Source organism: Achromobacter deleyi (assembly GCF_016127315.1).
Classification (GTDB): Bacteria; Pseudomonadota; Gammaproteobacteria; order Burkholderiales; family Burkholderiaceae_B; genus Achromobacter; species Achromobacter insuavis_A.
The window spans coordinates 5,844,012-5,867,467 of the sequence record NZ_CP065997.1 but is presented as its reverse complement, the minus strand read 5'-3'; the positions used below and the strand labels follow the sequence as shown (position 1 = coordinate 5,867,467).

The window sequence follows — 23,456 nt, the reverse complement described above, 5'->3', positions numbered from 1 at the left end:
TCGGTGTCGATGCGTGTTTTGCCGCTGATGAAAACGGATTCTTAGTGGATGAAAGCATTCTGCCCGAAATGCGCCCCCGGCTTGGAGGCGAAAAACAGGGCGAAAGCCGCGTATCTCAAGCTATTGCTGCACCGCCCGCAACCGTTGCCAGCCGCGGGCCGCGCGATTGTTACGCGAAGGTGTCGACCAGCGCATTGGCGTTGCGCGACGTGGTCACGGCGACCGCTTGGCCATCGATCGCGCCGTCGGCCACGGCGGCGCCGTTGCCGCCACCCTGGCGCTGCGAACCGCCGCCATTCTGCTGCGCGAATTCCTGTTGCGCGGCCTGTTCACCGACGCTGGTCTGGCCCAGCGAGATGCCGGCCTGGGCCAGCGCCTGCTGCAGCTGCGGAATCGCGGTTTCGATGGCCTGGCGCACCGAGGCGTGGGCCGAGACGAACGACGCGCTGGCCACGCCGTCGGCCAGGTTGATGCTGACGCGCAGCGGGCCGAGATCGGGCGGGTCCAGGCGCAGTTCGGCGGTCTGGGTGCCCTGGCGCACGTTGTTGCTCATGACGACCATCTGCTGGCCCAGTTCGGTGCCCCAGTGGGTGCCGCCCACGGGGGTGGCGACCTGCAGCACGACCGGCACGTTGGGCACGGCGACGCTGGCGGGGTTGGCGATGGGCGCGGGCTGCTGGCGCTGCGAGGCGGCGGCGATGGCCTGGGCCAGGTGATCCTGGGCATTGGCGGCATGCTGCGGCACCTGGAATTGCTGCGCGGTGCTGAGCACCGGCGCGTTGGATTCCTCTTCGGTGCGCGCGTGCTGCGGCGCGGCCGGCGTCGGCTCGGCGGCGGCCACGCGCACGTTGGCGGCGCGGGGCTGGGCGGCTTCGGGCGCGGGGCGCGGCAATTCGGCGGCGGGCGCGGCCTTGGCGGCGGTCTCCACCACCGGAGCGGAGCCGGGCTTGACCGCGGCGGTGACCACCGGCTGGGCGACCTGTGCATCGCGGCTGGCCAGCGCGGCGGCGGCTTCGGCCTGCTGCGCGGTGGCGGCCACCGGCGCGCGCGGCGTGGCGATGGCGTCGTTGGCGGTCAGGGCGGCCTGCACCACGGCGGCGCCGGCGCTGACGGCGGTGGCGGCGGCCTGCGCGGTGCCACGCGCCAGCTGCACCTGTTCGGCGGCCTGGGCGGCGATCTCCAGCGCCTGCTGCGGCAGCACCGGCGCGGCCGGCTGCTGCGCGGCGACGGCGAGCGCGCCGGCTTCGGCCTGGGTGGCGGTCTGCACGGCGTTGTCGATGACCTGGGCGGCGGCGTCCTCGGCGTTGCCGGCGGCGTCACCGGAATTCTTGCCGCCGGCCGGCGTCTTGGCGCCGCTGTTGGCGGCAGGGCGCGCGTCGGCGGACGGATTGGGGCGCTGCTGGGCCAGCACGTCGGAGAAGGACGGACCCTTTTTGGTCGTGGCCGGCGCGGCCTTGGCGCCGAGGGTGTCGGCGAGCGAGGACGGCGCGGCGGGCGCGATGGCGGGAGTGGGCAGGGGAGCGGTCATGGCGGGCTTCCTGTGGGCAATTAATGCATCCCGGCCTGGCGCTGGACCAGGCGGGCGGAGTATTCGTCGTTGGCGCGCTGTTCGCGGCGGGATTCGACCACGGCCTGGGCGCGCAATTCGCGCTGCGCCAGGGCGTCGTACGAGTTGAGCTTGCGCTTTTCCTGCTGCCAGTAGAGCCGGCCCTTGGCCAGGTTCTCGTCGGCCTGGCGCAGCACGTTCTGCTGCTGGCCGATGGCGTCGTCCAGGGTGCCGATGAAGCGCTGGTAATTGTGGCAATCGCTGGCCGACATGCCGGTGGTCATGGCCTGCTGCAGGCGTTCCAGGTAGTCCTGGCGATAGTCCTGCAGCATGCCGAGCTGGCGTTCGGCGTTGGTGCGTTCGGTGCTGAGGCGGCCAAGCAGGCGGGCGGCTTCGTCCGTGCTCTCCTTGGCCAGGTTGATCAGCATGTCCAGGGGCAATTGGCTAGGCATAGGTGTCCCTCAATTCAAAGCTGGCGCGCAGTTGCTCGACCGCGTCCTCGTAGCCGACGTTCTCGCCGATATCCTGTTGCAGGAAGGCTTCGAGGCGCGGGTAGCGGGCGATGGCATCGTCCAGCTGCGGGTCGTTGCCGGCGGCGTAGGCGCCCACGGCGATCAGGTCGCGGTTGCGCTGGTAGCGCGACAGCGTTTGCTTGAAACGGCGCACCACCGAGAACTGCTGCTGCGTGATCAGCGAGGTCATGGCGCGCGAGATCGAAGCCTCGATGTCGATGGCGGGGTAGTGGCCGGCCTCGGCCAGGTGGCGCGACAGCACCACGTGGCCGTCCAGGATGGCGCGCGCCGAGTCGGCGATCGGATCCTGCTGGTCGTCGCCCTCGGCCAGCACCGTATAGAAAGCAGTGATCGAGCCGGCCTTGCCGCTGGGGCCGGGCGCGCCCATGCCGGCGCGTTCCACCAGCATCGGCAGCTTGGCGAACACCGACGGCGGATAGCCCTTGGTGGCGGGCGGCTCGCCGATGGCCAGCGCGATTTCGCGTTGCGCCATGGCGTAGCGGGTGAGCGAGTCCATGATCAGCAGCACGTCCAGGCCCTGGTCGCGGAAGTGTTCCGCCAGGCGCGTGGCGTAGGCCGCGCCCTGCAGGCGCAGCAGCGCCGAGACGTCGGCCGGGGCGGCCACCACCACCGAGCGCGCCAGGCCCTCGGGGCCCAGATTGTGCTCGATGAATTCCTTGACTTCGCGGCCGCGTTCGCCGATCAGGCCGACCACGATGACGTCGGCCTTGGTGTAGCGGGCCATCATACCCAGCAGCACGCTCTTGCCGACGCCGGAGCCGGCGAACAGGCCCATGCGCTGGCCGCGGCCGACGGTGAGCAAGCCGTTGATGGCGCGCACGCCGGTATCCAGCACGGTGTCGATCGGGGCGCGCGACAGCGGGTTGATCGGCAGCGCCGACAGCGGCGCCAGTTCGGCGCCCGTCAGCGGGCCCAGGCCGTCCAGCGGCCGGCCGGCGCCGTCGAGCACGCGGCCGAGCAGGGCGTTGCCCACCGGCAGGTGGCGGCCCAGCTGCGGCTTGGCGTTGCCGTTCAGCTCGGCCTTGCGCGGCAGCGGGATCTGGCGTTGCACGGGCGGTTCGCCGGGCACCACGCGGGCGCCGGGCGGCAGGCCGGAAATATCGGCCTGCGGCATCAGGTACAGGGTGTGGCCGTCGAAACCGACCACTTCGGCGTCGGCCCAGTGGTCATGGCCGCGCGCGATCTCGATGCGGGCGGCGGCGCCCACCGGCAGGCGCAGTCCGGTGGCGTGCAGCACCAGGCCCGTGGCGCGCGTGATCTTGCCGCTGACCAGCCAGGGGTCGGTCGAGGCGGCGCGGATCGACCCGATCTGCAGCTGGGTCTGCCAGCGGTCGATCACGGGCACGGCCGGTTGGCCGGGCTGCGCGGGGGCCGGATTGGCGCTCACGCCGGATCCTCCCAGTGGACATTGCGGCCCAGCGAGGCCGCGACGCGGCGCCAGCGGGTCTGCAAGGTGGCGTCGATGTCGCCGAACGGCGTCTCGGCGCGGCAGCCGCCGCGCGCGATGGATTCGTCGGCCAGCACGCGCCAGTGGCCTTCCTTGAGTTCGTCGGCCAGGTGCAGGCGGATCAGCTCGATGTCGGCGGGGTTGGCCCACAGGCGCATCTGGCCACCGGCGGTGGGGTTGATGTGCAGCACTTCACGCACGGCGCTGGCCACGGTGTCGGGCTGCTCGGCCAGGGTGGTGCGCACGACCTGCTGGGCGATGTCCAGCGCCAGCGTCAGCAGGCTCTGGCCCATTTTTTCTTCGAGCGAGCCGACCGATTCGGCGCAGGCCTGCACCAGCGCGTGCAGGCGCCGGGCTTCCTCGGCGCCTTGTTCGCGGGCCTGGGCCAGGCCCTCGGCGTAGCCGGCTTCGCGGCCGGCGGCGAGGCCGGCCTCATGGCCTTCGGCATGGCCGGCGGCCAGGCCTTCGGCGTGACCCTGCGCATGACCGGCCGCGTGGCCTTCGGCGCTGGCCTGGGCGCGCAGCTGGGCCATCACCACTTCGGGGTCGGGGCCCGGATCGGGTTCCGGCTCGGGTTCGACTTCGACGGGCGGCGGCTCGTCGAACGACAGCATCTGCCAGCGCCGCCAGGCGGCACTGCGCGAGATGAGCGTCGACTGGCCGGTATCCGCTTCAGACATACGCGTCGTCTCCGGAGTTGCCCAGGACGATCTGGCCGCTCTCGGCCAGGCGGCGGGCGATCTGCAGGATCTTCTTCTGCTCGGTCTCGACCTTCGACATGCGGATCGGGCCTTGCGCTTCCAGGTCCTCGCGCAGCATTTCGGCGGCGCGGCTGGACATGTTGCGCAGGAACTTGGCGCGCAGTTCTTCCTGGGCGCCCTTGAGCGCGACCATGAGCGTGTCGTTGTCGATTTCCTTGAGGATGAGCTGGATGGCGCGGTCCTCGACGTCGAGCAGGTTGTCGAACACGAACATCTCGTCGATGATCTTCTGCGCCAGGTCGTTGTCGCGTTCGCGCAGGCTGGCGACCACGGTTTCCTCTTCGGCCGAATTCATCATGTTGAGAATCTCGGCCGCAGTGCGCACGCCGCCCATCTTGCTGCGCTTGGCGCCCTGGCCGGCCAGCACGGAATTGAGCACTTCGGTCAGTTCCGACAGGGCGGCCGGCTGCACGCCGCCGAAGGTGGCGATGCGCAGCATGACGTCGTTGCGCAGGCGGTCGGTCAGCAGCGCCAGCACGCCGGCGGCGCGGTCGCGCTCCAGGTGCACCAGGATGGTGGCGATGATCTGCGGGTGCTCGTCGCCGATCAGTTCGGCCACGGTGTGCGGGTCGAGCCAGTTCAGCGCGTCGATGCCGCTGCCGCCTTCGCCGGCTTCCAGGATGTCTTCGATCAGGCCGGCGGCGCGGTCGCTGCCCAGCGCCTTGGTCAGCACGGTGCGGATGTAGTCGTCCGAACCCAGCGTGACGGCCATGAACTGGTCGGCTTCCTGGCGGAATTCCTCCAGCACCACGGCGACGTCGTTGCGGGTGACCTGCTTGAGGCTGGCCATGGCGGCGCCGACCTGCTGGACTTCGCGGGCGGAGAGGTACTTGAAGACCTCGGCGGCGGCGTCTTCACCCAGCGACATCATCAGGACGGCGCTGCGCGTCATGCCGTCCATCGGCTTGGCATCATTTTTCATCTTTGGTCATCCAGGTGCGCAGGACCATCGCGACGGCGCGCGGATCCTTGTTCGCCATCGTGCGGGCGCGTTCCAGGTTGTCCTGGTAACGGTCGGTTTCCTTGGCGCGAGCCATGTCCTGGGCCTCGCGCTGGGCTTCGATGCGTTCGGCCTCGGCCACTTCCGGATCAACCGGCGGGTACAGGTAGTCGCCCACCGAACGGCGCACCTTGCGGTACAGCCACAGGGCCAGCACACCACCGACCAGCCATGCCAGGATGGTCTTGAACAGCGAGATCATTTCCGGATCGCGCCACATCGGCAGCGCCGGCGGGCCGTCGTTGAACTGGCTGTTGACCAGGTTCAGCGAATCGCCGCGGCTTTCCGAGTAGCCCATCGCCTCGCGCACGAGGTTGGTCAGCTTGCTCAGTTCTTCCGGCGGCAGGGCCTTGAGGTCGCCGTCCTTGTCGCGCACGTAGTTCACCACCACGGCGACCGACAGGCGCTTGACCGTGCCGACCGGCTGCTTGATGTGGCTGATGGTGCGGTCGACTTCGTAGTTGGTGGTGGCGTCGCGGCGGTCGTTGATGGTGCCGCCGGCGTTCTGGGCGCCGGTGGTCGTCTGTTGCTGCTGTTGTTGCTGGCCTTGCTGTTGCGGCTGGCCCGGGCGCGGCGGCTGGGTCTGCGGCGGATTGGCGATGGGCGCCTGGGCGTTGCCCGGCGGCTGGTTGGACAGCGCGCCAGGCACGCCCTGGGCGGGATTGACGCCGCGTTGGTTCTGGTCGCTGGTCTGCTGGCTGCGGATGGCGGCCTGGCCGGGTTCCTGGTTGGGACGGTAGACCTCGGAGGTTTCCTCGCGGCGGGCGAAGTCCATTTCGGCGCTGGCCTGGGCGTGCACGTTGCCCGGGCCGACCAGCGGATTGAGGATGGTCAGGATGCGTTCGACGGTGCGCTGTTCGGTTTCGCGGACCATGCGCGTCTGGTCGGCGTCCATGCCACGGCCTTCGCCCAGCGGCGAGGACAGCAGGCGGCCGTTCTGGTCGACGACCGAGACGTTCTCGGCCGTCAGTTCGGGCACGCTGGAGGCGACCAGCCACGAAATGGCCGAAACCTGGGCATCGCTCAGGCTGCGGCCGGGGTAGACATTCAGCAGCACCGAGGCGGTCGGCGGCTGGCGTTCGCGCACGAACAGCGACTGGCGCGGCATGGCCAGGTGCACGCGGGCGTGCTGCACGGTGTGCATGGATTCGATCGAGCGCGCCAGCTCGCCTTCCAGGCCGCGCTGGTAGTTGATCTGCTCGGCGAACTGGCTGGCGCCGAAGCGGGCGTTGTCCATCAGCTCGAAGCCGACCGAGCCGCCGCGCGGCAGGCCCTGGGACGCCAGCTGCAGCCGGGCGTCATAGACGCGATCGGCCGGCACCAGCAGGGCGGTGCCGGTGTCGTTGTACTTGTAGGGCACGTTCATGGTGCCCAGGGCCGTCACGATGGCGCCGCCGTCGCGGTCGTCCAGGTTCGAGAACAGCACCTTGTACTTGGGCTCGCTGCTCCACATCGCCACGGCGACGATGAGCGCGACCACGGCGGCTGCCGCGCCCAGCAGGACCGGCTTGGGCAGGGCGCGTATCTTTTCCAACACGGGAAACTTCGCCAGTAGCGACGCGCTCAGGGTAGCCTGCTGATTCATTGGCGGCTCCCGCTGGCTTCGCGGAGCAGGGAAAATGACTTCATGTTCGGGTGGGGCAGATTACACATGCAACGTGCTTCTGGTCTGGGGAGAGCCTGGATTATTGCTGCTGCGTTAGCAAACCCAATCGTCGAAAACAGCGGTTTTTTGGCGTTACTTATCCCCTATGTAGACAAGCGACCGTGGCGGCGGGACGGGCAGGGCGGCGGCGGACGCCGGCGGGGGCCGCGCATTGGGGGAAATATCGGGTGTTTTGGCGGCTTTTAACCGCTATGACGCCGGGGTTGCCGGGTTACGCTGCGTGCATTGTTGGCGTAGTCCACGCCCCACCTGCAAGGAATAACGTAATGGCTGTATCAGGCTTGTCCGGCATCGAGAGCATGCTCCAGCAGATGCGCGTGGCCGTCACCAAGGCCGAAACCGGCAACCTGGCCGCCGGCGAGGCCGTGGCGCAGCCCGACGGCTTCGCCGCCGAGCTGCAACGCTCCATCCGCCGCGTCACCGGCGCGCAGAATGCCGCCACGGCGCAGGCCAAGGCCTTCGAAATGGGCGCGCCCGACGTGTCGCTCAACGACGTGATGATCGACCTGCAAAAAGCCAGCATCGGCTTCCAGACGGCCGTCCAGGTCCGCAACAAGCTGGTCGCGGCCTACAAGGAAATCTCGTCGATGGCCGTGTAACGGCCCAGGCGGGGCTGCAAAGACAAGTTCGGCATCGCCCGCAAGCAAGGGTGTCGTGCGGCGCTCGGGCCCCGTCACCACCGCCGGCTAGAACAGCCGCCCCGCCGCCCGGCCGCCCGAAGGCGGGGCCGCCCCCTCGGGGGGCAGCAAGCACGCTACGCGTGTGCCGCGTGGGGGCCCACAACAGCCGCCCCGCCGCCCGGCCGCCCGAAGGCGGGGCCGCCCCCTCGGGGGCAGCAAGCACGCTACGCGTGTGCCGCGTGGGGGCCCACAACACCCGCCCCGCCGCCCGGCCGCCCGAAGGCGGGGCAGCCCCCTCGGGGGGGCAGCAAGCACGCGCCGCGTGCGCCGCGTGGGGGCAACACTACCTTGCGTTTTTTTCCAGGCGCCAGACGACCTGTTGCAGCCAGTTTTCCTGCCGCGCATCCAGGTTCAGGAACACTGCGCCCAGATGGCTCATGGGCGGTTCGCCGGTCAGCGACACGTGGGTCGGCGCCGGTTCGTCGGGGCTGTCGGCCTGGACCATGGGTTGGCCCGAAATCGGGTACACATTGCGCACTTGAAGGTGCGCGCTGAGCTTGCCCAGGTCGCCGAAATCCAGCCGCACGTCTTCCAGCACCGAGCCGCGTTCCGGCAGGGCCTGCACCGCCATTTCCACCCGCAGGCCGACGCCGTCCACCGACAGATCGCGCACCGAGAAGCTGATCGGCTTTTCGGCCGGATCGGGTTGCCACGACGCCTGGCAGCGGTTGGCATTCGTGATCAGCGAGGCGCGGAACATCTTGCGGCGCTGGATGCGGGCCAGATGCTCGGGGAAGGGCGACATCAGGGCGGCGCTGCCGTCATCGAAATGGATGACTTCGGGGCGCTCGACGCGAAAGCGGATCTGCACGCCGCCGTAGGCGGTGGCGTGAAAATGGAAAGTAGTGCCGCTCAGCAGGCCCATGCTGTCGGACTGTTCGAAGTCGGCGCCGGCGTAGTCGCGCGGGCGCCAGAAGAACTGGCGGGTCTGCTTGTCGGCGCCCAGCACCAGCACCGCCATCTCGCGATCGGCGGCGTCGCGCACCAGGATATGGCTGTCGGGGTGCGTCAGTTCGAAGAGGGCGGCGCGCATGTCTTCCGGCCGCGTGAGCAGGAATTCCGGATCGCTGGCATCCAACACAGTGGTGTCCTTGGAAAATAGGGGTCAGGCTGGCGGCGCGGCGTCGGGAAGCTCGCGCGATTCGAGGCGATACAGCCAGGCCAGCAATTCTGCCACCGCTACGTAGAGTTGGGGAGGAATATGCGCATCCAGGTCCACTTGCATCAGCAGACCGACGAGTTCGCGCGATTCATGGACGTAGAGTCCGTTTTCCTCGGCGGCGCGCACGATGGTGTCGGCCAGCTGGCCGTAACCCTTGGCCACCACCCGGGGGGCGGCATCCTTGTCGTCGTACGAGATCGCGACCGCGGCGTTGCGGTTGGCGTTGGGACCCTGATCGGGCGGCGGGGCGGTGCGCATCAGAAATCCGTGGGTATGACGGGACGCGGATCGACCACGTTCACCACCAGGTGGCTGAGCGTGAGACCGGCGGCCAGCAGGCGTGAACGCAACTGGTCCGAAGACTCGTTGAGCTCGGCCGCGCCGTGCGGGGCGACCAGTTGCAGCACGATCTGGTCGCCGGCCAGGTTCAGGCGCGCATCCACCAGGCCCAGGCGGGGCAGGTCCAGCTTCAGGCGGGTGGCCCAGGTGGGCACGCCCGATTCCGGGTCGCCGCCGTAGGGCTCGCGCTCGACTTCCCACTCCATGGGGGTGCCGGGCCAGGCTTCGCCCTGCCAGGTCAATGCCTGGTTGGCCAGCACGTCGAGCTGCTGGCGCACCAGCACGGTGAGATCCTGGTGGATGCCGCTGACCGGCGTGCCGGGCGCGGGGGTGTTGGTGCCGCCCGTCGTCGTCGGCGCATCGCCGCCGGAGCGGCTGGCGGAGGTGCCGACGCTGTCGGCGCGCGGGCGGGCGAGGTCGGCTTCGGTGGGGACGCCGCTGCGCGTGAGCCTGGCTTGCGGCTCTTGCTGCAGCTGGGCCGGATTGCTGCGGCCGAAGACCATGTCGGTCAGGTGCGATTCGTAGAACAGGCCGCTGGTCTGCAGCGCCACGCGCAGCGCCTGGCCCAGCGCGCGGGCGGACGGTCCGGCCGCCGCCAGGCTGGCGTGGGTCGTGGCGTCGGCGCCCTTGGCGCCGCCGGGGGCGTCAGCCGCGCCGCCAGGGCGGCCGGGCTTGGCGCCCAGCTGGGTATCGGCTTCGAGGTCGGCAGTGGCTGCCGCGGCGGCGGCCAGGGCCGCGGTCGCGCTGGCGGCCGGCGTCGTGGCGGGCGCCGCGGCGCCACTGGCGGGGGCCTGGGGTTGTCCGGGTTGCGCCGGTTGCGCGGCGGGTTGGCCGGCGCCCGGTTGGGCCGGCGCGCCGCTACCCTGCGCCGGTGCGTTGGGCGACCACAAGGGGGCGCGGCCCAGCACCGCCGGCGCGGCGTCGGGATATTGGGCCAGCAGCGACAGGATCGCGCGGGCAGTGGTGCCCAGCGTGGTGGGGGCCGAAGCCGTGGTATCGCTGCTGGTGACCAGGCCACGGGCGGCCAGCGCCAGCGCGGCGGCGGTCTTGGCGTCGAGGACGGTGGGCGGGCGGTCGCCGCGGGCGCCGCCGGTCTGGATGCCTTGCCGTGGGTCGCGATTGGAGCCGTCGGCCGAGCCGGGCTTGTCCAGGTTGCCGGGCTGGCTGACGGCATCCGGCCGCGCGCCCGACACCTGGTTGGCGCTGGCGGCGGACATCGTCGTGCCCAGCACGGCGTCCAACCGCTGCACTAGGACGTTGCCGAGTGCCGCGGGACCTACGCTCATGCTTCAGGCGCCTGGTAGCCGTAGGCCGACAGCAGCGTCTGCTGGCGCTTCATGCGGCCCAGCAGTTCGCCCAGCCGGGCCAGTTGCGGGAGCGCCAGGTCGCGCGTGAGCGCGTCGTTTTCGAGGATGCGCACCAGCAGGTCGTACTTCATGGCGCGGCCGGCCTCGTCCAGTGGCGCGGTCGGTTCCGCGATCCGCAGGCGTTCGACCAGCTCGCAATATTGCTGCCCGTGGGCCATCGCCGTATCCCAGTCGCCGGCCTGGGCGGCCGTCAACATCTCGCCCGTGATGAGGGCGATCTCCTGGTAGTGTTCCAGAATAGGGGATGAGTACTGGGTAAGGGACGTCATGGAAATCTCGGGCGTTCGATGGCTGGCTGAATTTGTGTTTTTGGCCATCAGGGCTGGGCAAGGCCAGCCGGTCGGTCGATGGAAGTCTGCCAAGCCTCGGCCAGATCCGCCAACAGGCGGTCGGCAATGTCGAGTTGCTCGGCATTCGCTTTCAGATTTGCCGTCAGCAAGGTGCGGACGATGTAATCGTAGAGCCGGGCGAGGTTGGCGGCGATCTCGCCGCCAGCCTCCATGTTCAACCCGGTCTTCAAGCCTTCATCGACGATCTTGATCGCTTTCGAGATGGCCGCGCCGCGCTCGGCGACCCGGCCTTCCTGCAGATGGATGCGCGCCTGCCCGATCGCCGCCCGGGCACCCAGGTACAACAGGGTGATCAGCCGCTCGGGACTCGCGCCCAGAACCTGGGTTTCCAGGCCGATATCGGCGTAGGAGCGGACGGATTGGGACCCTGTGGGGCGGCGGGCGGCGTAAGTCATTAATGCATCTTCTACAGGTTATTTGCTCGATTTGTTCATCGCCGCAAATTGTTGGGTCAGGTAGTTGGCGGTGGTCTGCATTTGCATGTAGAACTTGTCCAGCGCCACGAAGCGGGTGCGCATCTGGTCTATTTCGGCATCGCTGGCGGCCTTGGCCCGCTTCTGCTGGGCGTCCAGATCGCTCATCGACTTGGTCAGGCCGTCGGTGCGCGTCTTGAGCGAACCGGTGCTGCCCAGCACGTCCTTGAAAGCCTTGTCGAAACTCTTGGCCAGGCCGTTGTCACCGGTCAGCAGTTTCGTGACATCGGCCGGATTGGCGGTCAGCGCCTTGTCCAGCTTGGTCTGGTCGAGCTTGAGTTGGCGCGTCTGCGGATCGGTGGTGATGCCCAGGTCGGCCAGCGAACGGACGGTGCCTTCCCCCAGCACGGCCTGCAGCGCGCCCGTCACCGACGACTGGATCGAGCGCGTCGTGCCGTCGCCGGTCAGCGGCTGATTGGTGGCCGCCTTGGCGTCGAAGGCCGTCAGGTTCTTGATGGTCGTCTGCAGCGCGTTGTAGGTCTTGACGAAGTCCTGGATGGCCTTGTTGGCGACCGACGTGTCGGCTTCGAGCTTGAGCGTGATCGGCTTGTCGGTCTCGGTCTTTTCGGTCAGGTTCAGCGTCACGCCGTCAATAACGTTGGCGACGTTGTTCGAGCCGCTCTTGACGACGAGATTGTTGATGATCAGTTGGGCGTCTTCGGCCTTGGTGCTGGCCATGCCGGTGGTGGTGCCGTCGGCGGCGGTGCTGAAGGACAGGATGTCCTTGAGCGACTGGTCGCCGGTGACGGTGATGTTCTTGACCGAGGCCTGGACGCCGGTGTCCTTGGCCGTCAGCATCAGGTAGTTGTTGCCGTTGCCGTCGTTGATGACGGTGGCGCGCAGCCCGGACTTGTCGTCGGCGTTGATGGCCTTGACGATGCCGTTGAGCGAGGTGTCGCCCTTCAGGTCGATGGTGCGCTTGGTGCCGTCGGCCAGTTCGACCTCGAACGAGCCGGTGTCGCCGTGCTTGGCGGTACGGTCGGCCACGGCGCCCGACTGCAGGCTCTGGGCGCGGGCCAGGTTCTTCACTTCGATGACGTACTGGCCCGCGGTGGCGCCTTCGGCGGCCACGGTGGCCGTCAAGGCGGTGCCGCCGGTGACGCTGCCCTTGATGGCAGCCATCGTTTCGGCCTTGCCCAGCACGCCGGCGGACTTCTGCAGCGCCTCCAGCGCGCTTTGCAGCTGCGCGTAGGCATCGATGCGAGTCTTGTAACTGGCAGCGCGGGTGGTGTAAATCGAGAGCTTCTTGTCCTCGGCCGTCTGCAGGTCCGACAGGATCTTTTCCAGGGGCAAGCCGGAAACTGAACCGAGGTTGGTGATAGAGGCCATGTGAAATCCTTCCTAGCGATGCGATTCTGTCAAAAATAGGGTGCCGGCGATTGGCCGGGTAAGGGCATAAGGCGGGCCTAATTCGATGCTTCCATCATCGATTGGCGCCAAAACGGGCACAGAAGAAAATACGGAAACTCATGTCAAGCCGAAGTCTTGATGCCATTTCCCTGCATGTTCACGATCATTTTGGCGATCTTGAGCACGGCTTCGCTGGGGATGGTGCGTATGACGTCCCCCGATTTGGCGTCGACCACCGACACCACCACCTGGTGTACGTCCGGGTCGACCTCGAACTGCAACTGGGTCGACCACGCCTTCATCTGCTCGTTGATTTCGTCGAGCGCCTTGTCGAGAGGCAGCTTCTGCGAATTCGACTGCTCCGACGTCGCGGAATCGGCGCCGCTGCTATTGGTGCTGGCAGCGGGCGGGGCGACGGTGACGGATGGATCTGCGGCGACGGGCACGGCCGCGATTGGCACTGGTGCGAACGTAGCGGGGGCTAAGGGGGTTACGGCCATGATCACTCCAGCGGCGGTGCGGGCGTCTCGGAGGAACGCGCTGTTTTCAGGGAATTCTCAGCTACGATTACGGCAGCGCCGCAGGGAACTTTAGCCCCCGTCACAGCGGGCTGTTTCATGTGCTAACAAGTTGGGATCGGGCAATGAGTGTCAAGACGGCGTTGCGAGTCATCGAAATCATCGAAACCTATGCCCGGGAGAAGCGCGCACTGCCCCTGTCGGAACTGGCCCGGCTGCTGGACGTGCCGGTATCTAGCTGCCTGGCCCTGATCCGCACCCTGACGGGCCTGGGCTACCTCTATGAAACCGGACGCCGTCAGGGCTACTACCCGACCGGGCGCCTGCTGGCGATGGCGCAGCGCATCGCCCGTGCCGACCCGGTGCTGGACCGGGTCTATCCCAGCCTGGTTGAATTAAGGGACGCAACCCGGGAAACCGTCGTATTCGCCAAGCTGACGCAGGACGGCAGGGTGGTCTACCTGGACGTGCTGGATTCCCCGCACACGATCCGGTACGCGCCGGTTGCCGGCGAGTTCAAGGACGTACACGCCAATTCGCTGGGCAAAGCGCTCATGTCGCTGATGGATGAGCCGGCGCGGGACGCGCTGCTCGGCGGCGGGCCGCTGACACGCTACAACGAGCGCACGCTGGTCACCCGCGACGCGGTCCTGCAGGATCTGGCGCTGTCGCGCCAGCGCGGCTGGTTCATGAACAGCGGCGAGTCGATTCCCGACGTCGGCGCCATTGCCTGGCCGGTGACGCTCTCGGGCGAGCACTACGCCATCTCCGTGGGCGGCCCGATCTACCGGATCGAGCCGTGCCAGGAGGAATACGCCCGCATCCTGCGGGCGGCCTGCACGGGGCTGGAACAGCAGTCCTGAGGCGGGGCCGGCCGGCACGCGGTCCGGGCGGACGGCGCGCCCGGCAAGCGAGGGGTGCGGGCCTCAATACGACTTGGGCAGGCCCAGCACCTTTTCCGCGATGAAGCACATGATCAACTGCGGGCTGACCGGCGCGATGCGCGGGATGAAGCTCTCGCGCAGCAGCCGCTCCACGTGGTATTCCTTGGCGTAGCCCATGCCACCCAGCGTCATCACCGCGGTCTGGCAGGCGTTGTAGCCGGCCTCGGCCGCCAGGTACTTGGCGGCGTTGGCGCTGGGGCCGCAGGGCTCGCCGGCGTCGTACAGGCTGGCGGCCTTGAACACCATCAGGTCGGCCGCCTCCAGCTGCATCCAGGCCTGCGCCAGCGGGTGCTGGATGCCCTGGTTCTGGCCGATCGGCCGGCCGAACACATGGCGCTCGCCGGCGTAGCGCACCGCCCGCTCCAGGGCGGCGCGGCCGATGCCGACCGCCTCGGCCGCGATCAGGATGCGTTCCGGGTTCAGGCCATGCAGGATGTACTCGAAGCCGCGGCCTTCCTCGCCGATCCGGTCCGCCAGCGGGATCCGCAGGCCGTCGATGAACAGCATGTTCGAGTCCACCGCCTTGCGGCCCATCTTCTCGATTTCTCGCACCTCGACCTTGTCGCGGTCCAGGTCGGTGTAGAACAGTGACAGGCCCTGCGTCGGCTTGGCCACTTCGGACAGCGGCGTGGTGCGCGCCAGCAGCAGCATCTTGTCGGCCACCTGGGCGGTCGAGATCCAGATCTTGCGGCCATGCACCACGTATTCGTCGCCCTGGCGCACGGCGCGGGTGCCGAGCTTGGTGGTGTCCAGGCCGGCGTCGGGCTCGGTGACGGCGAAGCAGGCCTTCTGCTGGCCGGCGATCAGCGGCGGCAGCCAGCGGGCGCGCTGTTCGTCGTTGCCGAACACCACGACGGGATTGAGGCCGAAGATGTTCATGTGCACGGCCGACGCGCCGGTGAAGCCGGCGCCCGAGGCGGCGATGGTCTGCATCATCAGGGCGGCCTCGGTCATGCCCAGGCCGGCGCCGCCATGTTCCGGCGGCATGGCGATGCCGAGCCAGCCGTCGCGCGCCAGGTCGGCGTGCAGCGGCTCGGGGAAGCCGCCTTCACGGTCGCGTTCCAGCCAGTACTCGTCGGGATAGCGCGCGCAGATGCGGGACACGGCGTCGCGCAACGCCAGTTGATCGGGGGTGAATGCAAAGTCCATCAGTCGGTTCCATCCTGGGTGATGCGATTGGCAAAGAGCGCGTCGATGCCGGCGGGGGCGTAGCCGGCCTCGGCCAGCACCTCGCGGCTGTGCTGGCCCAGCGTCGGCGCGGGGCGCCGGATGGCGGTCGGCGTGCCCTGGTAGCGGCCGAGCGGGGCGGGCGTGCGCAGGCGGCCCTCGGTCGGGTGCTGGTGGTCCTGCACGAAGCCGGTGGCGGCCAGGTGCTCGTCCAGCAGCAGGTCGTCGACCGTGTAGAGCTGCGAGGCCGGGATGTCTGCGTCCGCCAGCTCGCGCAGCCAGTCCTGGCTGGCGCGGGTGCGGATGACGTCGGCAACGAAGGCGTAGACCTCGTCGATGTGGGCCGCGCGGGCGCCATGGGTGTGAAAGCGCGGATCCTGCGCCAGTTCCGGCTGGCCGATCAGCGCGAAGAAGTTGCGCCAATGCTTGTCGTTGTAGATCAGCAGGCAGATATAGCCGTCGGCGGTGGCGTAGGGCCGGCGGTGCGGCGCCAGCAGCCGGGCGTAGCCGGTGGGGCCGAGCGGCGGCTCGAAGGTGGCTCCGCCCAGGTGGTCGCCCAGCACCAGATGCGCCATGCCCTCGAACATCGGGATCTCGACCTGCTGGCCCTGGCCGCTGGCGCGGGCGTGCAGCACCGCCGACACCAGCGCGATGCCCACGTGCAGGCCCACGGCGCGGTCGGCCAGCGTCAGCGGCGCGTAGCGCGGCACGTCGCCGCTCTGCTGCGCCGCCAGCGCGGCGATGCCGGTCTGGCCCTGGATCAGGTCGTCGTAGGCGGGCCGGCCGGCGTAGGGGCCGGCCTCGCCGAAGCCATAGGCGCCCAGGTAGACGATGCGCGGGTTGCGCGCCGCCACTGCCTCGTACGACAGGCCCAGGCGCGCCATGGCCTGGGGGCGGATGTTGTAGAGCAGGGCGTCGCAGGTCTCGGCCAGGCGCAGGCAGGCCTCGCGGCCTTCCGGCGTCTTCAGGTCCAGCACCACCGAGCGCTTGTTGCGGTTCAGGTGCAGGTACAGGTGGCCCATGCCCGGATTGCGCATCGGGCCGACGGCCCGCATGTTGTCGCCGGCGGGCGATTCGACCTTGATGACGTTGGCGCCCAGGTCGGCCAGCACCTGGGTGGCGTAGGGACCCATCACGACCGAACTGAGGTCCAGGATGCGCACGCCGGCAAGGGGGCCGGCGGCCTGCGGGGAAGCGGCGGCGGACATCGTCATTGCTGCTCGATCCCCGCGTCGCGGATCAGCTTGCCCCACAGGTCGCGCTGTTCGCCGACGAACTGGCCGAAGGCCTCCGGCGAGCTGGAGAAAGCGTCAAAGCCCAGGCCCGCCAGGCGCTTGCGCACGTCGGGCTTGGCCACCACCTGCTTGATGGCGGCGTTGAGCTTGGCCACCACCTCGGGCGGCATGCCGGCCGGGCCGAAGTAGCCGTTCCACGAATTCAGGTCGAAATCCGGCACGCCCGACTCGGCCATGGAGGGCAGGTCCGGCACGATGGCGCTGCGCTCGGCGGTGGACACCGCCAGCGCCCGCAACTGGCCCGACTGCACGAACGGCAGCCCGGACGCCAGATCGGTGAACATGAAATCGACCTGGCCTCCGACCACGTCGGTCAGGCCCTGCGGCGTGCCTTTATAGGGCACGTGCAGGATGTCGATCTTGGCGCGGTTGGCCAGGGTGGCGCCGGCCACGATGCCGGTGCTGTTGCCGCTGGCGTAGGTGATGCGGCCCGGATGCTGGCGCGCGTCGGCGACCAGGTCGGCCACCGTCTTCCACGGCCGCTTGGGGTTGGCGACCAGGATGAAGGGCAGGTTGCCACCGCGCGCGATGGGGGTGAAATCCTTGACCGGATCGTAGGGGATGTTCTTCATCAGCCAGGGGGCGGCCGAATGCGAGGTATTGGTGGTCACGAACAGCGTGTAGCCGTCCGGCTTGGCGCGCGCCACGTAGCTGGCGGCGATGGTGGCGTTGGCGCCGGGCTTGTTCTCCACCACGATCTGCTGGCCCAGGATGGTCGACAGCTCGGCGCCGAAGATGCGGCCAACCGCGTCGGTGCCGGAACCGGCCGGGAACGGCACGATCAGGGTGATGGGTTTGTTCGGATAGTCGGCGGCGTGGGCCGCGGGCAGGGGTAGCGCAGCGGCGCCGCCGACCAGGGTGGCGCCCAACAGGCGTAGTAGTCGCATGGTTTGTCTCCAGAGGATGCGAAGCGGGCGCGGCTTCTGCGGCCGCTGCCCGGGGTGGGGCCGGTCTCCGTGGCGCGTCAGGCGCCAGCGGTCGATGCGGGGAAACCGCGGATCACGCGGTCGGGCGATTCTTCATACGGCGGCGTGTAGATCACCAGCAGCCGCGCGGGCTCGTCGCTGGTCACGGTGAACACGTGCGGGATGTCCGGCGGGAAATAGCAGCAGTCGCCCGGGACCATGTCGGCCCATTCGTCCTGGACCTGCGCGCGGGCGCTGCCCGACAGCAGGTAACAGACCTGCTCGATGCCCGGATGGGCGTGTGGCAGCGCGCCCTGGCCTTTGTCGATCACGCCCAGCAGCACTTCCACGCCGCGCGAGCCCACCGTGTCGGGGCCGATCAGGCGGCGGTTGAGGGTGCCGGTATGGTTGGCCGGGTGGTAGCCGGGCACGTCGGCCTCCCGGACCAGCCAGGCCGGGGTCTTGCGCTGCGTCATGTCTCATCCTTGTGAATTTTCATATGTGAATTTATTTTCACGGATGAAAAAAACATCGGCAAGCGGTTTTTCCCCGCGATCCCGTGGCGTCCCGGGGGGATTAGGGAAAACACCGGGCATGCACTGCTAAAATCATGGGCTGTTCACCTTTGCGATCCCGCCCCATGTCTTCTGCCCAAAAGCCCGCCGCCGGCGCCACCCTGTCCGATTGGCTGCAGTACCTGGAATCGATCCACGCCACCGCGATCGACATGGGCCTGGAGCGCGTGCGGGAAGTGGCCGCGCGCATGAGCCTGGAACTGCCGGGCGTGAAGTTCGTGGTGGGCGGCACCAACGGCAAGGGCTCGACCTGCTCGATGCTGGAGTCGATCCTGCTGGCCGCGGGTTACAAGGTCGGGCTGTACACCTCGCCGCATCTCATCGATTTCAACGAGCGCGCGCGCGTCAACGGCCAGATCGCCTCGGACGAGGCCCTGATCGAGCAGTTCATCGCGGTCGAGGCCGCGCGCGGCGAGACGTCCCTGACGTACTTCGAATTCACCACGCTGGCGATCCTGCGCCTGTTCTCGCAATCGCGCCTGGACGCGGTGGTGCTGGAAGTCGGCCTGGGCGGCCGCCTGGACGCCGTCAACATCATCGACGCCGACTGTGCCGTCGTCACCAGCGTCGACCTGGACCACATCGAATACCTGGGCGACACGCGCGAGAAGATCGGCTTCGAAAAGGCCCATATCTATCGCGCCGGCCGGCCAGCCATCTGTGCCGATCCGGTGCCGCCGCAGTCGCTGCTCGATTACGTCGAGCAGATCGGCGCCGACCTGTGGCTGTTCAGCCGCGACTACAACTATTCCGGCGACCGCCAGCAGTGGGCCTATGGCGGCCGCGAGCAGCGCCGCAGCGCGCTGGCCTATCCGGCGCTGCGCGGCGCCAACCAGCTGCTGAACGCGTCGGCGGCGCTGGCCGCGCTGGAATCGGTGCGCGACCGCCTGCCGGTGCCGCAGCAGGCGGTGCGCCAGGGCCTGCTGCAGGCTTCGCTGCCGGGCCGTTTCCAGATCCTGCCGGGCCAGCCCACGGTGATCCTGGACGTGGCCCATAACCCGCACGCCGCCGCGGTGCTGGCCCAGAACCTCGACAACATGGGCTTCCACCCCTACACCTACGCGGTGTTCGGCATGCTCAACGACAAGGACCTGGCCGGCGTGCTGGCCAAGATCGGCACCCGCATCGACCACTGGTTCTGCGCCGGCCTGCCGGGGCCGCGCGGCGGCTCCGGCGAACACCTGGCCGAACGGGTTGCCGCCGGCCTGCCGGCCGCGCCCGCCGGGGCCGAGGCGCCTGGCGTCTCGGCCTACCCCGATCCCGCCCAGGCCTTTGCCGCGGCGCGCGAACGGGCAGGGGAGAATGATAGAATCGTGGTGTTCGGATCATTTCTCACCGTGGCCTCGGTTTTGCAGTCTCTGGGTCGCAAGGCGTAGGCAAGAGCGGCATAGGCAAACATGGGTTTTTTCAAACGCAAGGATCCTGCCGACCAGGCGCAACCCTCCAAGCGAGCGGCCGTGCCGAGCGAGGTTCAGGCGGCTGAGTTGCGCGGGCGCGCCCGGCGCAGGCTCGCAGGCGCCATCGCGCTGGTGCTGGCGGCCGTCATCATCCTGCCGATGGTGCTGGATTCCCAGCCGACGCCCGTGGCCGACAATATTCCCATCAAGGTGCCGGAACGCAATACGCCGTTCCAGCCGCAGGTGAGCGAGCCGCAGGCCAACGCGCCCGCCGTGCCGGCGCAGGGCGCCACGCCCGGCGAACCCTCCACGATCCCGACGCCGCCGCCGGTGACGTCCGGACCGCAGGCCAGCGCGCCGCAGGCCGCGACGCCGTCCACCACCACGCCGCCGGTCACCACGCCGTCCGCCACGACCCCGCCCGCGGTCACGCCGCCCGCGACCGTGACGCCGCCGCGCACCCCGCCGCCCAAGCCGGAACCCAAGCCCGAGCCGAAGCCGGCCACGCCCAAGCCCGAGACCCGTTCGGACGACGGCGCCCGCGCCCTGGCGTTGCTCGAAGGCCGTTCCGCGCCCGCCGCGACGCCGGCGCCCAAGCCGCAGGCCGCCAAGGGCAATTTCGTGCTGCAGATCGCCGCCTACACGACGTCCGAAGACGCGCAGTCGCGGCGCGACAAGCTGCACCAGGCCGGCGTCACCAATGCATTCGTCGAGCAGGCTTCCATCGGAGGCAAGCAGCAGTACCGTCTGCGGGTGGGGCCGTTCCCCTCGCGCGAGGCGGCGCAGGCGGCCCAGGCGCGGTTGCGCACCCTGGGTTATGACAACGGTTTCATCGCCGCCCAGTAGTGACCGGCTTCGACTTCGTCGTGCTGGCCATCCTGGTGGTATCGGGTGTGCTGGGCCTGGTGCGCGGCCTGCTCAAGGAAGTGCTGTCGCTGGTTGCGTATCTGCTGGCCTTCGTGGCCGCGATCTGGTGGGGCCCCACGGTCTATACCTGGCTGGAGCCCTATATCGAGACGACGCTGCTGCGCATGGGAGTTTCGTACGCGGTGGTTTTCATTATCGTGCTGCTCGGCGTGGGGTTGGTCAACATGACGCTTGCCGCCTTGATCCGCAGCACCGGGCTGAGCCCGGCCGATCACGGCCTGGGCGGCATGTTCGGGCTGGCCCGGGGTCTGCTCATCGTGCTGGCGCTGGTCGCCGCCGCGGGCTACACGCCGCTGCCACAGGAGCCGTGGTGGAAGGACGCCATGTTTTCGCATTCGGCCATCGAGGCCATCAAACATATCAAGACGTGGCTGCCGCCGTCCCTGGCGACGTGGCTGCCGTATTGATTAGCTTCACATCAACCAGGAAATCTCACCATGTGTGGAATCGTAGGGGTCATCGGGCGCGGGCCGGTCAACCAGCTGCTCTATGACAGCTTGCTGCTGTTGCAGCATCGCGGGCAGGATGCCGCGGGCATTGCGACGTCGCAAGGCAACCAGTTCAATATGTACAAGGCGCACGGCCTGGTGCGCGACGTATTCCGCACGCGCAACATGCGTGCCCTGCCGGGCACCTCGGGCGTCGGCCAGGTCCGCTATCCCACCGCCGGCTCCAGCGCCAGCGAGGAAGAGGCCCAGCCGTTCTACGTCAACGCCCCGTTCGGCATCATGTTCGCCCACAACGGCAACCTGACCAACTGGCGCGAGCTGCGTGAGTCGCTCTACCGCGTCGACCGCCGCCACATCAACACCAATTCCGACTCGGAAGTGCTGCTGAACGTGCTGGCCCACGAGCTGCAGTCGGCCGCCAGTGGCGTCTCGCTCGACGACGACGCCATGTTCCGCGCCGTCGCCGCCGTGCACAAGCGCGTGCGCGGCGCCTACGCCGTGGTGGCGCAGATTTCCGGTTACGGCCTGCTGGCGTTCCGCGATCCCAACGGCATCCGTCCGCTGTGCATCGGCCGCCAGGAAACCGACGAAGGCGTCGAGTGGATGGTGGCCTCGGAATCCGTGGCCCTGGAAGGCAGCGGCTTCGCTTTCGTGCGCGACGTCGAGCCGGGCGAAGCGGTGTTCGTCGACCTGGACGGCCGTTTCGTCAGCCGCCAATGCGCCGACAATCCGCAGCTGGTGCCCTGCATTTTCGAATACGTCTACTTCGCCCGTCCCGATTCGCTGATCGACGGCGTGTCGGTGTACGACGCCCGCCTGCGCATGGGTGAATACCTGGCCGACAAGGTCGCGCGCAACATGCGCCTGGGCGACATCGACGTGGTCATGCCGATCCCCGATTCGTCGCGTCCGGCCGCCATGCAGCTGGCCGCCCGCCTGAACCTGGACTACCGCGAAGGCCTGATCAAGAACCGCTACGTCGGCCGCACCTTCATCATGCCCGGCCAGGCCGTGCGCCGTAAATCGGTGCGCCAGAAGCTCAACGCCATCGGCATGGAGTTCAAGGGCAAGAACGTGCTGCTGGTCGATGACTCCATCGTGCGCGGCACCACCAGCCGCGAGATCGTCGACATGGCGCGCGCCGCCGGCGCCAACAAGGTGTACTTCGCCTCGGCCGCGCCTCCGGTGCGCTTCCCCAACGTCTACGGCATCGACATGCCGACGCAGAGCGAACTGATCGCCACCGGCCGCAGCGACGAGGAAATCGCCCGCGCGATCGGCGCCGACAGCCTGATCTACCAGGACCTGCACGACATGCAGCAGGCCGTGCGCGACATCAATCCCAAGCTGTCGCGCTTCGAGGCCTCGTGCTTCGACGGCGAATACGTCACCGGCGACATCACCGCCGAATACCTGGCCCGCCTGGGCCAGGCGCGCGCGGAATCCGGCGACGGCGAAGGCGCCAGCGGCCTGCAGTTCAACATGGGCTACGCGGCCAACGACGCCTGAGTCCGGTTCGCGCCATGAAAAAGCCGCTCCCCCGGGAGCGGCTTTTTTTATCGGCCGGCGCCTGTCACCACAGGCTGTCGCCGCTGGCCTCCAGGTGGGTCAGGTACAGCCGCAGGTCGAATTCGTACTGGTGGTACTGCGGCTCCATCAGCTGGCACAGGTTGTAGAAGGCCTTGTTGTGGTCTTTCTCTTTCAGGTGCGCCAGTTCGTGCACCGTGATCATCTTCAGGAATTCCTCGGGCACCGTCTTGAACAGCGTGGCCACGCGGATCTCGTGCTTGGCCTTGAGCTTGCCGCCCTGGACCCGTGAGATGAGGGTGTGCTGGCCCAGCGCGTGCTGGATCACGTGGATCTTGCTGTCGAACGCGATCTTGCTGAGCGGTGCGCCATTGCGGATGTAGGTGTTCTTCAGGTCCACCACATAGTCGTACAGCGCCTTGTCGGTGCGCACGGTGTGCGCGCCGGCGGGATAGCGGGCCCGCAGCGCCGGCCCGAGCTTGCCCTGGTCGAGCAATACGCGGGCCTGCGCCAGCAGCGATTCCGGGTAACCGGTCAGGTATTTCATTCCCGCCGCGGAATGCGGGGATCAGGCGGCGCGGCCGCGGCCGAACGCCGCCGGCAGGGCCATGACCAGCAGGATCACGAACAGCGCCAGGCTCCACAGGGCGTACTCGATGCCCAGGACCGGCACCACCGCGTCCATGCAGGTGGCGTAGATGCCGAACAGCCACGGCACGGCGCCGTCCAGGCCGATGCCGGTCATGAAGCGGTCGGCGAAGGTCTGGTCGCATGACAGCATCTTGGCGGCCACGGTGTACTGGTACCAGGCGGCGGCGATGCCGCTCAGGGAAAGCAGGCCGGCCAGGCCGGCGCAGACGCGGGTCAGGGCGCGGCCGCCGCCGAAGCCGCCGATCAGGGCGATGACGCCGATCACCAGGTAGATCAGGCGCTGCATCACGCACCAGGCGCACGGCGGCATGTCGAAGACGTACTGGGAAATCAGGGCGATGCCGACGGCGCCGAAGCTGAAAAGGGCGATCAGGCGGAGCAGGCGTTCGGAACGAGAAGTCATGGTTGTTGCACGATAAGGGTTCGA

Annotated in this window: 25 protein-coding genes; 6 read left to right on the top strand and 19 right to left on the bottom strand. The window is 68.6% G+C overall.

Annotated features, from left to right (window positions below; translation table 11 throughout):
- Positions 1 to 169: 169 nt before the first annotated feature.
- The 6 genes from I6I07_RS26425 to fliF are packed head-to-tail and all read right to left on the bottom strand — an operon-like array spanning position 170 to position 6,872.
- Positions 170 to 1,528 (bottom strand): flagellar hook-length control protein FliK, encoded by a 1,359-nt coding sequence (locus I6I07_RS26425; protein ID WP_198484347.1) that lies wholly within the window; start codon positions 1,526 to 1,528, stop codon positions 170 to 172.
- 20 nt (positions 1,529 to 1,548) lie between these two features.
- A complete protein-coding gene (gene fliJ, locus I6I07_RS26420; RefSeq protein WP_006385228.1) occupies positions 1,549 to 1,998 on the bottom strand; it encodes a flagellar export protein FliJ in 450 nt (149 codons plus the stop codon).
- Positions 1,991 to 3,466, bottom strand: a complete 1,476-nt coding sequence (fliI, locus tag I6I07_RS26415) for a flagellar protein export ATPase FliI (RefSeq protein WP_198484346.1) — start codon at positions 3,464 to 3,466, stop codon at positions 1,991 to 1,993. The genes fliJ and fliI overlap by 8 nt, the downstream gene beginning before the upstream one ends.
- The gene (fliH, locus tag I6I07_RS26410; protein WP_006394462.1) at positions 3,463 to 4,206 is read right to left on the bottom strand and encodes a flagellar assembly protein FliH; all 744 of its coding nucleotides are present in this window, start codon (positions 4,204 to 4,206) and stop codon (positions 3,463 to 3,465) included. The genes fliI and fliH overlap by 4 nt, the downstream gene beginning before the upstream one ends.
- A complete protein-coding gene (fliG, locus tag I6I07_RS26405; protein WP_035360309.1) occupies positions 4,199 to 5,209 on the bottom strand; it encodes a flagellar motor switch protein FliG in 1,011 nt (336 codons plus the stop codon). The genes fliH and fliG overlap by 8 nt, the downstream gene beginning before the upstream one ends.
- On the bottom strand, positions 5,199 to 6,872 hold the full coding sequence (fliF, locus tag I6I07_RS26400; RefSeq protein ID WP_198484345.1) for a flagellar basal-body MS-ring/collar protein FliF: 1,674 nt from the start codon (positions 6,870 to 6,872) through the stop codon (positions 5,199 to 5,201). Before fliF ends, fliG begins: the two co-directional genes overlap by 11 nt.
- A gap of 347 nt (positions 6,873 to 7,219) precedes the next feature.
- Between fliF and fliE the strand changes: the two genes are divergently transcribed.
- Positions 7,220 to 7,552: a flagellar hook-basal body complex protein FliE gene (gene fliE / locus I6I07_RS26395; protein WP_035360311.1), complete on the top strand. Its 333-nt coding sequence runs from the start codon at positions 7,220 to 7,222 to the stop codon at positions 7,550 to 7,552.
- A gap of 364 nt (positions 7,553 to 7,916) precedes the next feature.
- Here the strand turns inward: fliE and I6I07_RS26390 are convergent, their stop codons facing one another.
- From I6I07_RS26390 to I6I07_RS26360, 7 genes are all read right to left on the bottom strand, one after another.
- Positions 7,917 to 8,714, bottom strand: coding sequence for a flagellar brake protein (locus I6I07_RS26390; RefSeq protein WP_198484344.1), 798 nt, complete (start codon positions 8,712 to 8,714; stop codon positions 7,917 to 7,919).
- Positions 8,715 to 8,738: 24 nt separating this feature from the next.
- On the bottom strand, positions 8,739 to 9,053 hold the full coding sequence (locus I6I07_RS26385) for an EscU/YscU/HrcU family type III secretion system export apparatus switch protein (protein WP_006394467.1): 315 nt from the start codon (positions 9,051 to 9,053) through the stop codon (positions 8,739 to 8,741).
- The gene (locus I6I07_RS26380; RefSeq protein ID WP_198484343.1) at positions 9,053 to 10,420 is read right to left on the bottom strand and encodes a flagellar hook-length control protein FliK; all 1,368 of its coding nucleotides are present in this window, start codon (positions 10,418 to 10,420) and stop codon (positions 9,053 to 9,055) included. The genes I6I07_RS26385 and I6I07_RS26380 overlap by 1 nt, the downstream gene beginning before the upstream one ends.
- Entirely contained in the window at positions 10,417 to 10,770 is a 354-nt protein-coding gene (locus tag I6I07_RS26375; protein WP_035360316.1) for a flagellar protein FliT, read from the bottom strand. The genes I6I07_RS26380 and I6I07_RS26375 overlap by 4 nt, the downstream gene beginning before the upstream one ends.
- Positions 10,771 to 10,817: 47 nt before the next feature.
- Positions 10,818 to 11,246 carry a flagellar export chaperone FliS gene (gene fliS / locus I6I07_RS26370; protein WP_054431116.1) on the bottom strand — a complete coding sequence of 143 codons (429 nt, stop codon included), beginning with the start codon at positions 11,244 to 11,246 and terminating at the stop codon, positions 10,818 to 10,820.
- Positions 11,247 to 11,264: 18 nt separating this feature from the next.
- A complete protein-coding gene (fliD, locus tag I6I07_RS26365) occupies positions 11,265 to 12,653 on the bottom strand; it encodes a flagellar filament capping protein FliD (RefSeq protein WP_061071516.1) in 1,389 nt (462 codons plus the stop codon).
- Between the two features lie 143 nt (positions 12,654 to 12,796).
- Positions 12,797 to 13,174, bottom strand: coding sequence for a flagellar protein FlaG (locus tag I6I07_RS26360; protein WP_198484342.1), 378 nt, complete (start codon positions 13,172 to 13,174; stop codon positions 12,797 to 12,799).
- Between the two features lie 143 nt (positions 13,175 to 13,317).
- Between I6I07_RS26360 and I6I07_RS26355 the strand changes: the two genes are divergently transcribed.
- Entirely contained in the window at positions 13,318 to 14,055 is a 738-nt protein-coding gene (locus I6I07_RS26355) for an IclR family transcriptional regulator (protein ID WP_198484341.1), read from the top strand.
- Positions 14,056 to 14,118: 63 nt separating this feature from the next.
- Here the strand turns inward: I6I07_RS26355 and I6I07_RS26350 are convergent, their stop codons facing one another.
- From I6I07_RS26350 to I6I07_RS26335, 4 genes are all read right to left on the bottom strand, one after another.
- Positions 14,119 to 15,285: an acyl-CoA dehydrogenase family protein gene (locus I6I07_RS26350; protein ID WP_198484340.1), complete on the bottom strand. Its 1,167-nt coding sequence runs from the start codon at positions 15,283 to 15,285 to the stop codon at positions 14,119 to 14,121.
- A complete protein-coding gene (locus tag I6I07_RS26345; RefSeq protein WP_198484339.1) occupies positions 15,285 to 16,517 on the bottom strand; it encodes a CaiB/BaiF CoA transferase family protein in 1,233 nt (410 codons plus the stop codon). The genes I6I07_RS26350 and I6I07_RS26345 overlap by 1 nt, the downstream gene beginning before the upstream one ends.
- Positions 16,514 to 17,485, bottom strand: coding sequence for a Bug family tripartite tricarboxylate transporter substrate binding protein (locus tag I6I07_RS26340; protein ID WP_198484338.1), 972 nt, complete (start codon positions 17,483 to 17,485; stop codon positions 16,514 to 16,516). Before I6I07_RS26340 ends, I6I07_RS26345 begins: the two co-directional genes overlap by 4 nt.
- Before the next feature lie 77 nt (positions 17,486 to 17,562).
- Complete coding sequence (locus I6I07_RS26335) at positions 17,563 to 17,979, bottom strand: cupin domain-containing protein (RefSeq protein ID WP_006394477.1); 417 nt, start codon at positions 17,977 to 17,979, stop codon at positions 17,563 to 17,565.
- Positions 17,980 to 18,143: 164 nt separating this feature from the next.
- On the opposite strand from I6I07_RS26335, the gene folC reads away from it, so the two are divergent.
- Genes folC through purF form a run of 4 tightly spaced genes read left to right on the top strand, consistent with a single transcriptional unit; the run spans position 18,144 to position 22,360 of the window.
- Positions 18,144 to 19,454 carry a bifunctional tetrahydrofolate synthase/dihydrofolate synthase gene (gene folC / locus I6I07_RS26330; protein ID WP_198484337.1) on the top strand — a complete coding sequence of 437 codons (1,311 nt, stop codon included), beginning with the start codon at positions 18,144 to 18,146 and terminating at the stop codon, positions 19,452 to 19,454.
- Positions 19,455 to 19,475: 21 nt separating this feature from the next.
- Positions 19,476 to 20,321, top strand: coding sequence for an SPOR domain-containing protein (locus tag I6I07_RS26325; protein WP_198484336.1), 846 nt, complete (start codon positions 19,476 to 19,478; stop codon positions 20,319 to 20,321).
- Positions 20,321 to 20,809, top strand: a complete 489-nt coding sequence (locus tag I6I07_RS26320) for a CvpA family protein (RefSeq protein ID WP_006394480.1) — start codon at positions 20,321 to 20,323, stop codon at positions 20,807 to 20,809. Before I6I07_RS26325 ends, I6I07_RS26320 begins: the two co-directional genes overlap by 1 nt.
- A 30-nt stretch (positions 20,810 to 20,839) precedes the next feature.
- Positions 20,840 to 22,360 carry an amidophosphoribosyltransferase gene (gene purF / locus I6I07_RS26315; protein ID WP_006394481.1) on the top strand — a complete coding sequence of 507 codons (1,521 nt, stop codon included), beginning with the start codon at positions 20,840 to 20,842 and terminating at the stop codon, positions 22,358 to 22,360.
- Between the two features lie 64 nt (positions 22,361 to 22,424).
- On the opposite strand, the gene I6I07_RS26310 is transcribed toward purF, so the two are convergent.
- Both I6I07_RS26310 and I6I07_RS26305 read right to left on the bottom strand, forming a co-directional pair.
- Positions 22,425 to 22,925, bottom strand: a complete 501-nt coding sequence (locus tag I6I07_RS26310) for a M48 family metallopeptidase (protein ID WP_198484335.1) — start codon at positions 22,923 to 22,925, stop codon at positions 22,425 to 22,427.
- A 21-nt stretch (positions 22,926 to 22,946) separates the two neighbouring features.
- On the bottom strand, positions 22,947 to 23,432 hold the full coding sequence (locus I6I07_RS26305; RefSeq protein ID WP_198484334.1) for a disulfide bond formation protein B: 486 nt from the start codon (positions 23,430 to 23,432) through the stop codon (positions 22,947 to 22,949).
- Positions 23,433 to 23,456: the final 24 nt, after the last annotated feature.

Bases quoted from the DNA above. Each gene is read 5' to 3' on its own strand.
- I6I07_RS26425 (WP_198484347.1), bottom strand. From the start codon at position 1,528: ATGACCGCTCCCCTGCCCACTCCCGCCATCGCGCCCGCCGCGCCGTCC.
- fliJ (WP_006385228.1), bottom strand. From the start codon at position 1,998: ATGCCTAGCCAATTGCCCCTGGACATGCTGATCAACCTGGCCAAGGAG.
- fliH (WP_006394462.1), bottom strand. From the start codon at position 4,206: ATGTCTGAAGCGGATACCGGCCAGTCGACGCTCATCTCGCGCAGTGCC.
- fliG (WP_035360309.1), bottom strand. From the start codon at position 5,209: ATGAAAAATGATGCCAAGCCGATGGACGGCATGACGCGCAGCGCCGTC.
- fliF (WP_198484345.1), bottom strand. From the start codon at position 6,872: ATGAATCAGCAGGCTACCCTGAGCGCGTCGCTACTGGCGAAGTTTCCC.
- fliE (WP_035360311.1), top strand. From the start codon at position 7,220: ATGGCTGTATCAGGCTTGTCCGGCATCGAGAGCATGCTCCAGCAGATG.
- I6I07_RS26385 (WP_006394467.1), bottom strand. From the start codon at position 9,053: ATGCGCACCGCCCCGCCGCCCGATCAGGGTCCCAACGCCAACCGCAAC.
- I6I07_RS26380 (WP_198484343.1), bottom strand. From the start codon at position 10,420: ATGAGCGTAGGTCCCGCGGCACTCGGCAACGTCCTAGTGCAGCGGTTG.
- I6I07_RS26375 (WP_035360316.1), bottom strand. From the start codon at position 10,770: ATGACGTCCCTTACCCAGTACTCATCCCCTATTCTGGAACACTACCAG.
- fliS (WP_054431116.1), bottom strand. From the start codon at position 11,246: ATGACTTACGCCGCCCGCCGCCCCACAGGGTCCCAATCCGTCCGCTCC.
- fliD (WP_061071516.1), bottom strand. From the start codon at position 12,653: ATGGCCTCTATCACCAACCTCGGTTCAGTTTCCGGCTTGCCCCTGGAA.
- I6I07_RS26360 (WP_198484342.1), bottom strand. From the start codon at position 13,174: ATGGCCGTAACCCCCTTAGCCCCCGCTACGTTCGCACCAGTGCCAATC.
- I6I07_RS26355 (WP_198484341.1), top strand. From the start codon at position 13,318: ATGAGTGTCAAGACGGCGTTGCGAGTCATCGAAATCATCGAAACCTAT.
- I6I07_RS26350 (WP_198484340.1), bottom strand. From the start codon at position 15,285: ATGGACTTTGCATTCACCCCCGATCAACTGGCGTTGCGCGACGCCGTG.
- I6I07_RS26345 (WP_198484339.1), bottom strand. From the start codon at position 16,517: ATGACGATGTCCGCCGCCGCTTCCCCGCAGGCCGCCGGCCCCCTTGCC.
- I6I07_RS26340 (WP_198484338.1), bottom strand. From the start codon at position 17,485: ATGCGACTACTACGCCTGTTGGGCGCCACCCTGGTCGGCGGCGCCGCT.
- I6I07_RS26335 (WP_006394477.1), bottom strand. From the start codon at position 17,979: ATGACGCAGCGCAAGACCCCGGCCTGGCTGGTCCGGGAGGCCGACGTG.
- folC (WP_198484337.1), top strand. From the start codon at position 18,144: ATGTCTTCTGCCCAAAAGCCCGCCGCCGGCGCCACCCTGTCCGATTGG.
- I6I07_RS26325 (WP_198484336.1), top strand. From the start codon at position 19,476: ATGGGTTTTTTCAAACGCAAGGATCCTGCCGACCAGGCGCAACCCTCC.
- purF (WP_006394481.1), top strand. From the start codon at position 20,840: ATGTGTGGAATCGTAGGGGTCATCGGGCGCGGGCCGGTCAACCAGCTG.
- I6I07_RS26310 (WP_198484335.1), bottom strand. From the start codon at position 22,925: ATGAAATACCTGACCGGTTACCCGGAATCGCTGCTGGCGCAGGCCCGC.
- I6I07_RS26305 (WP_198484334.1), bottom strand. From the start codon at position 23,432: ATGACTTCTCGTTCCGAACGCCTGCTCCGCCTGATCGCCCTTTTCAGC.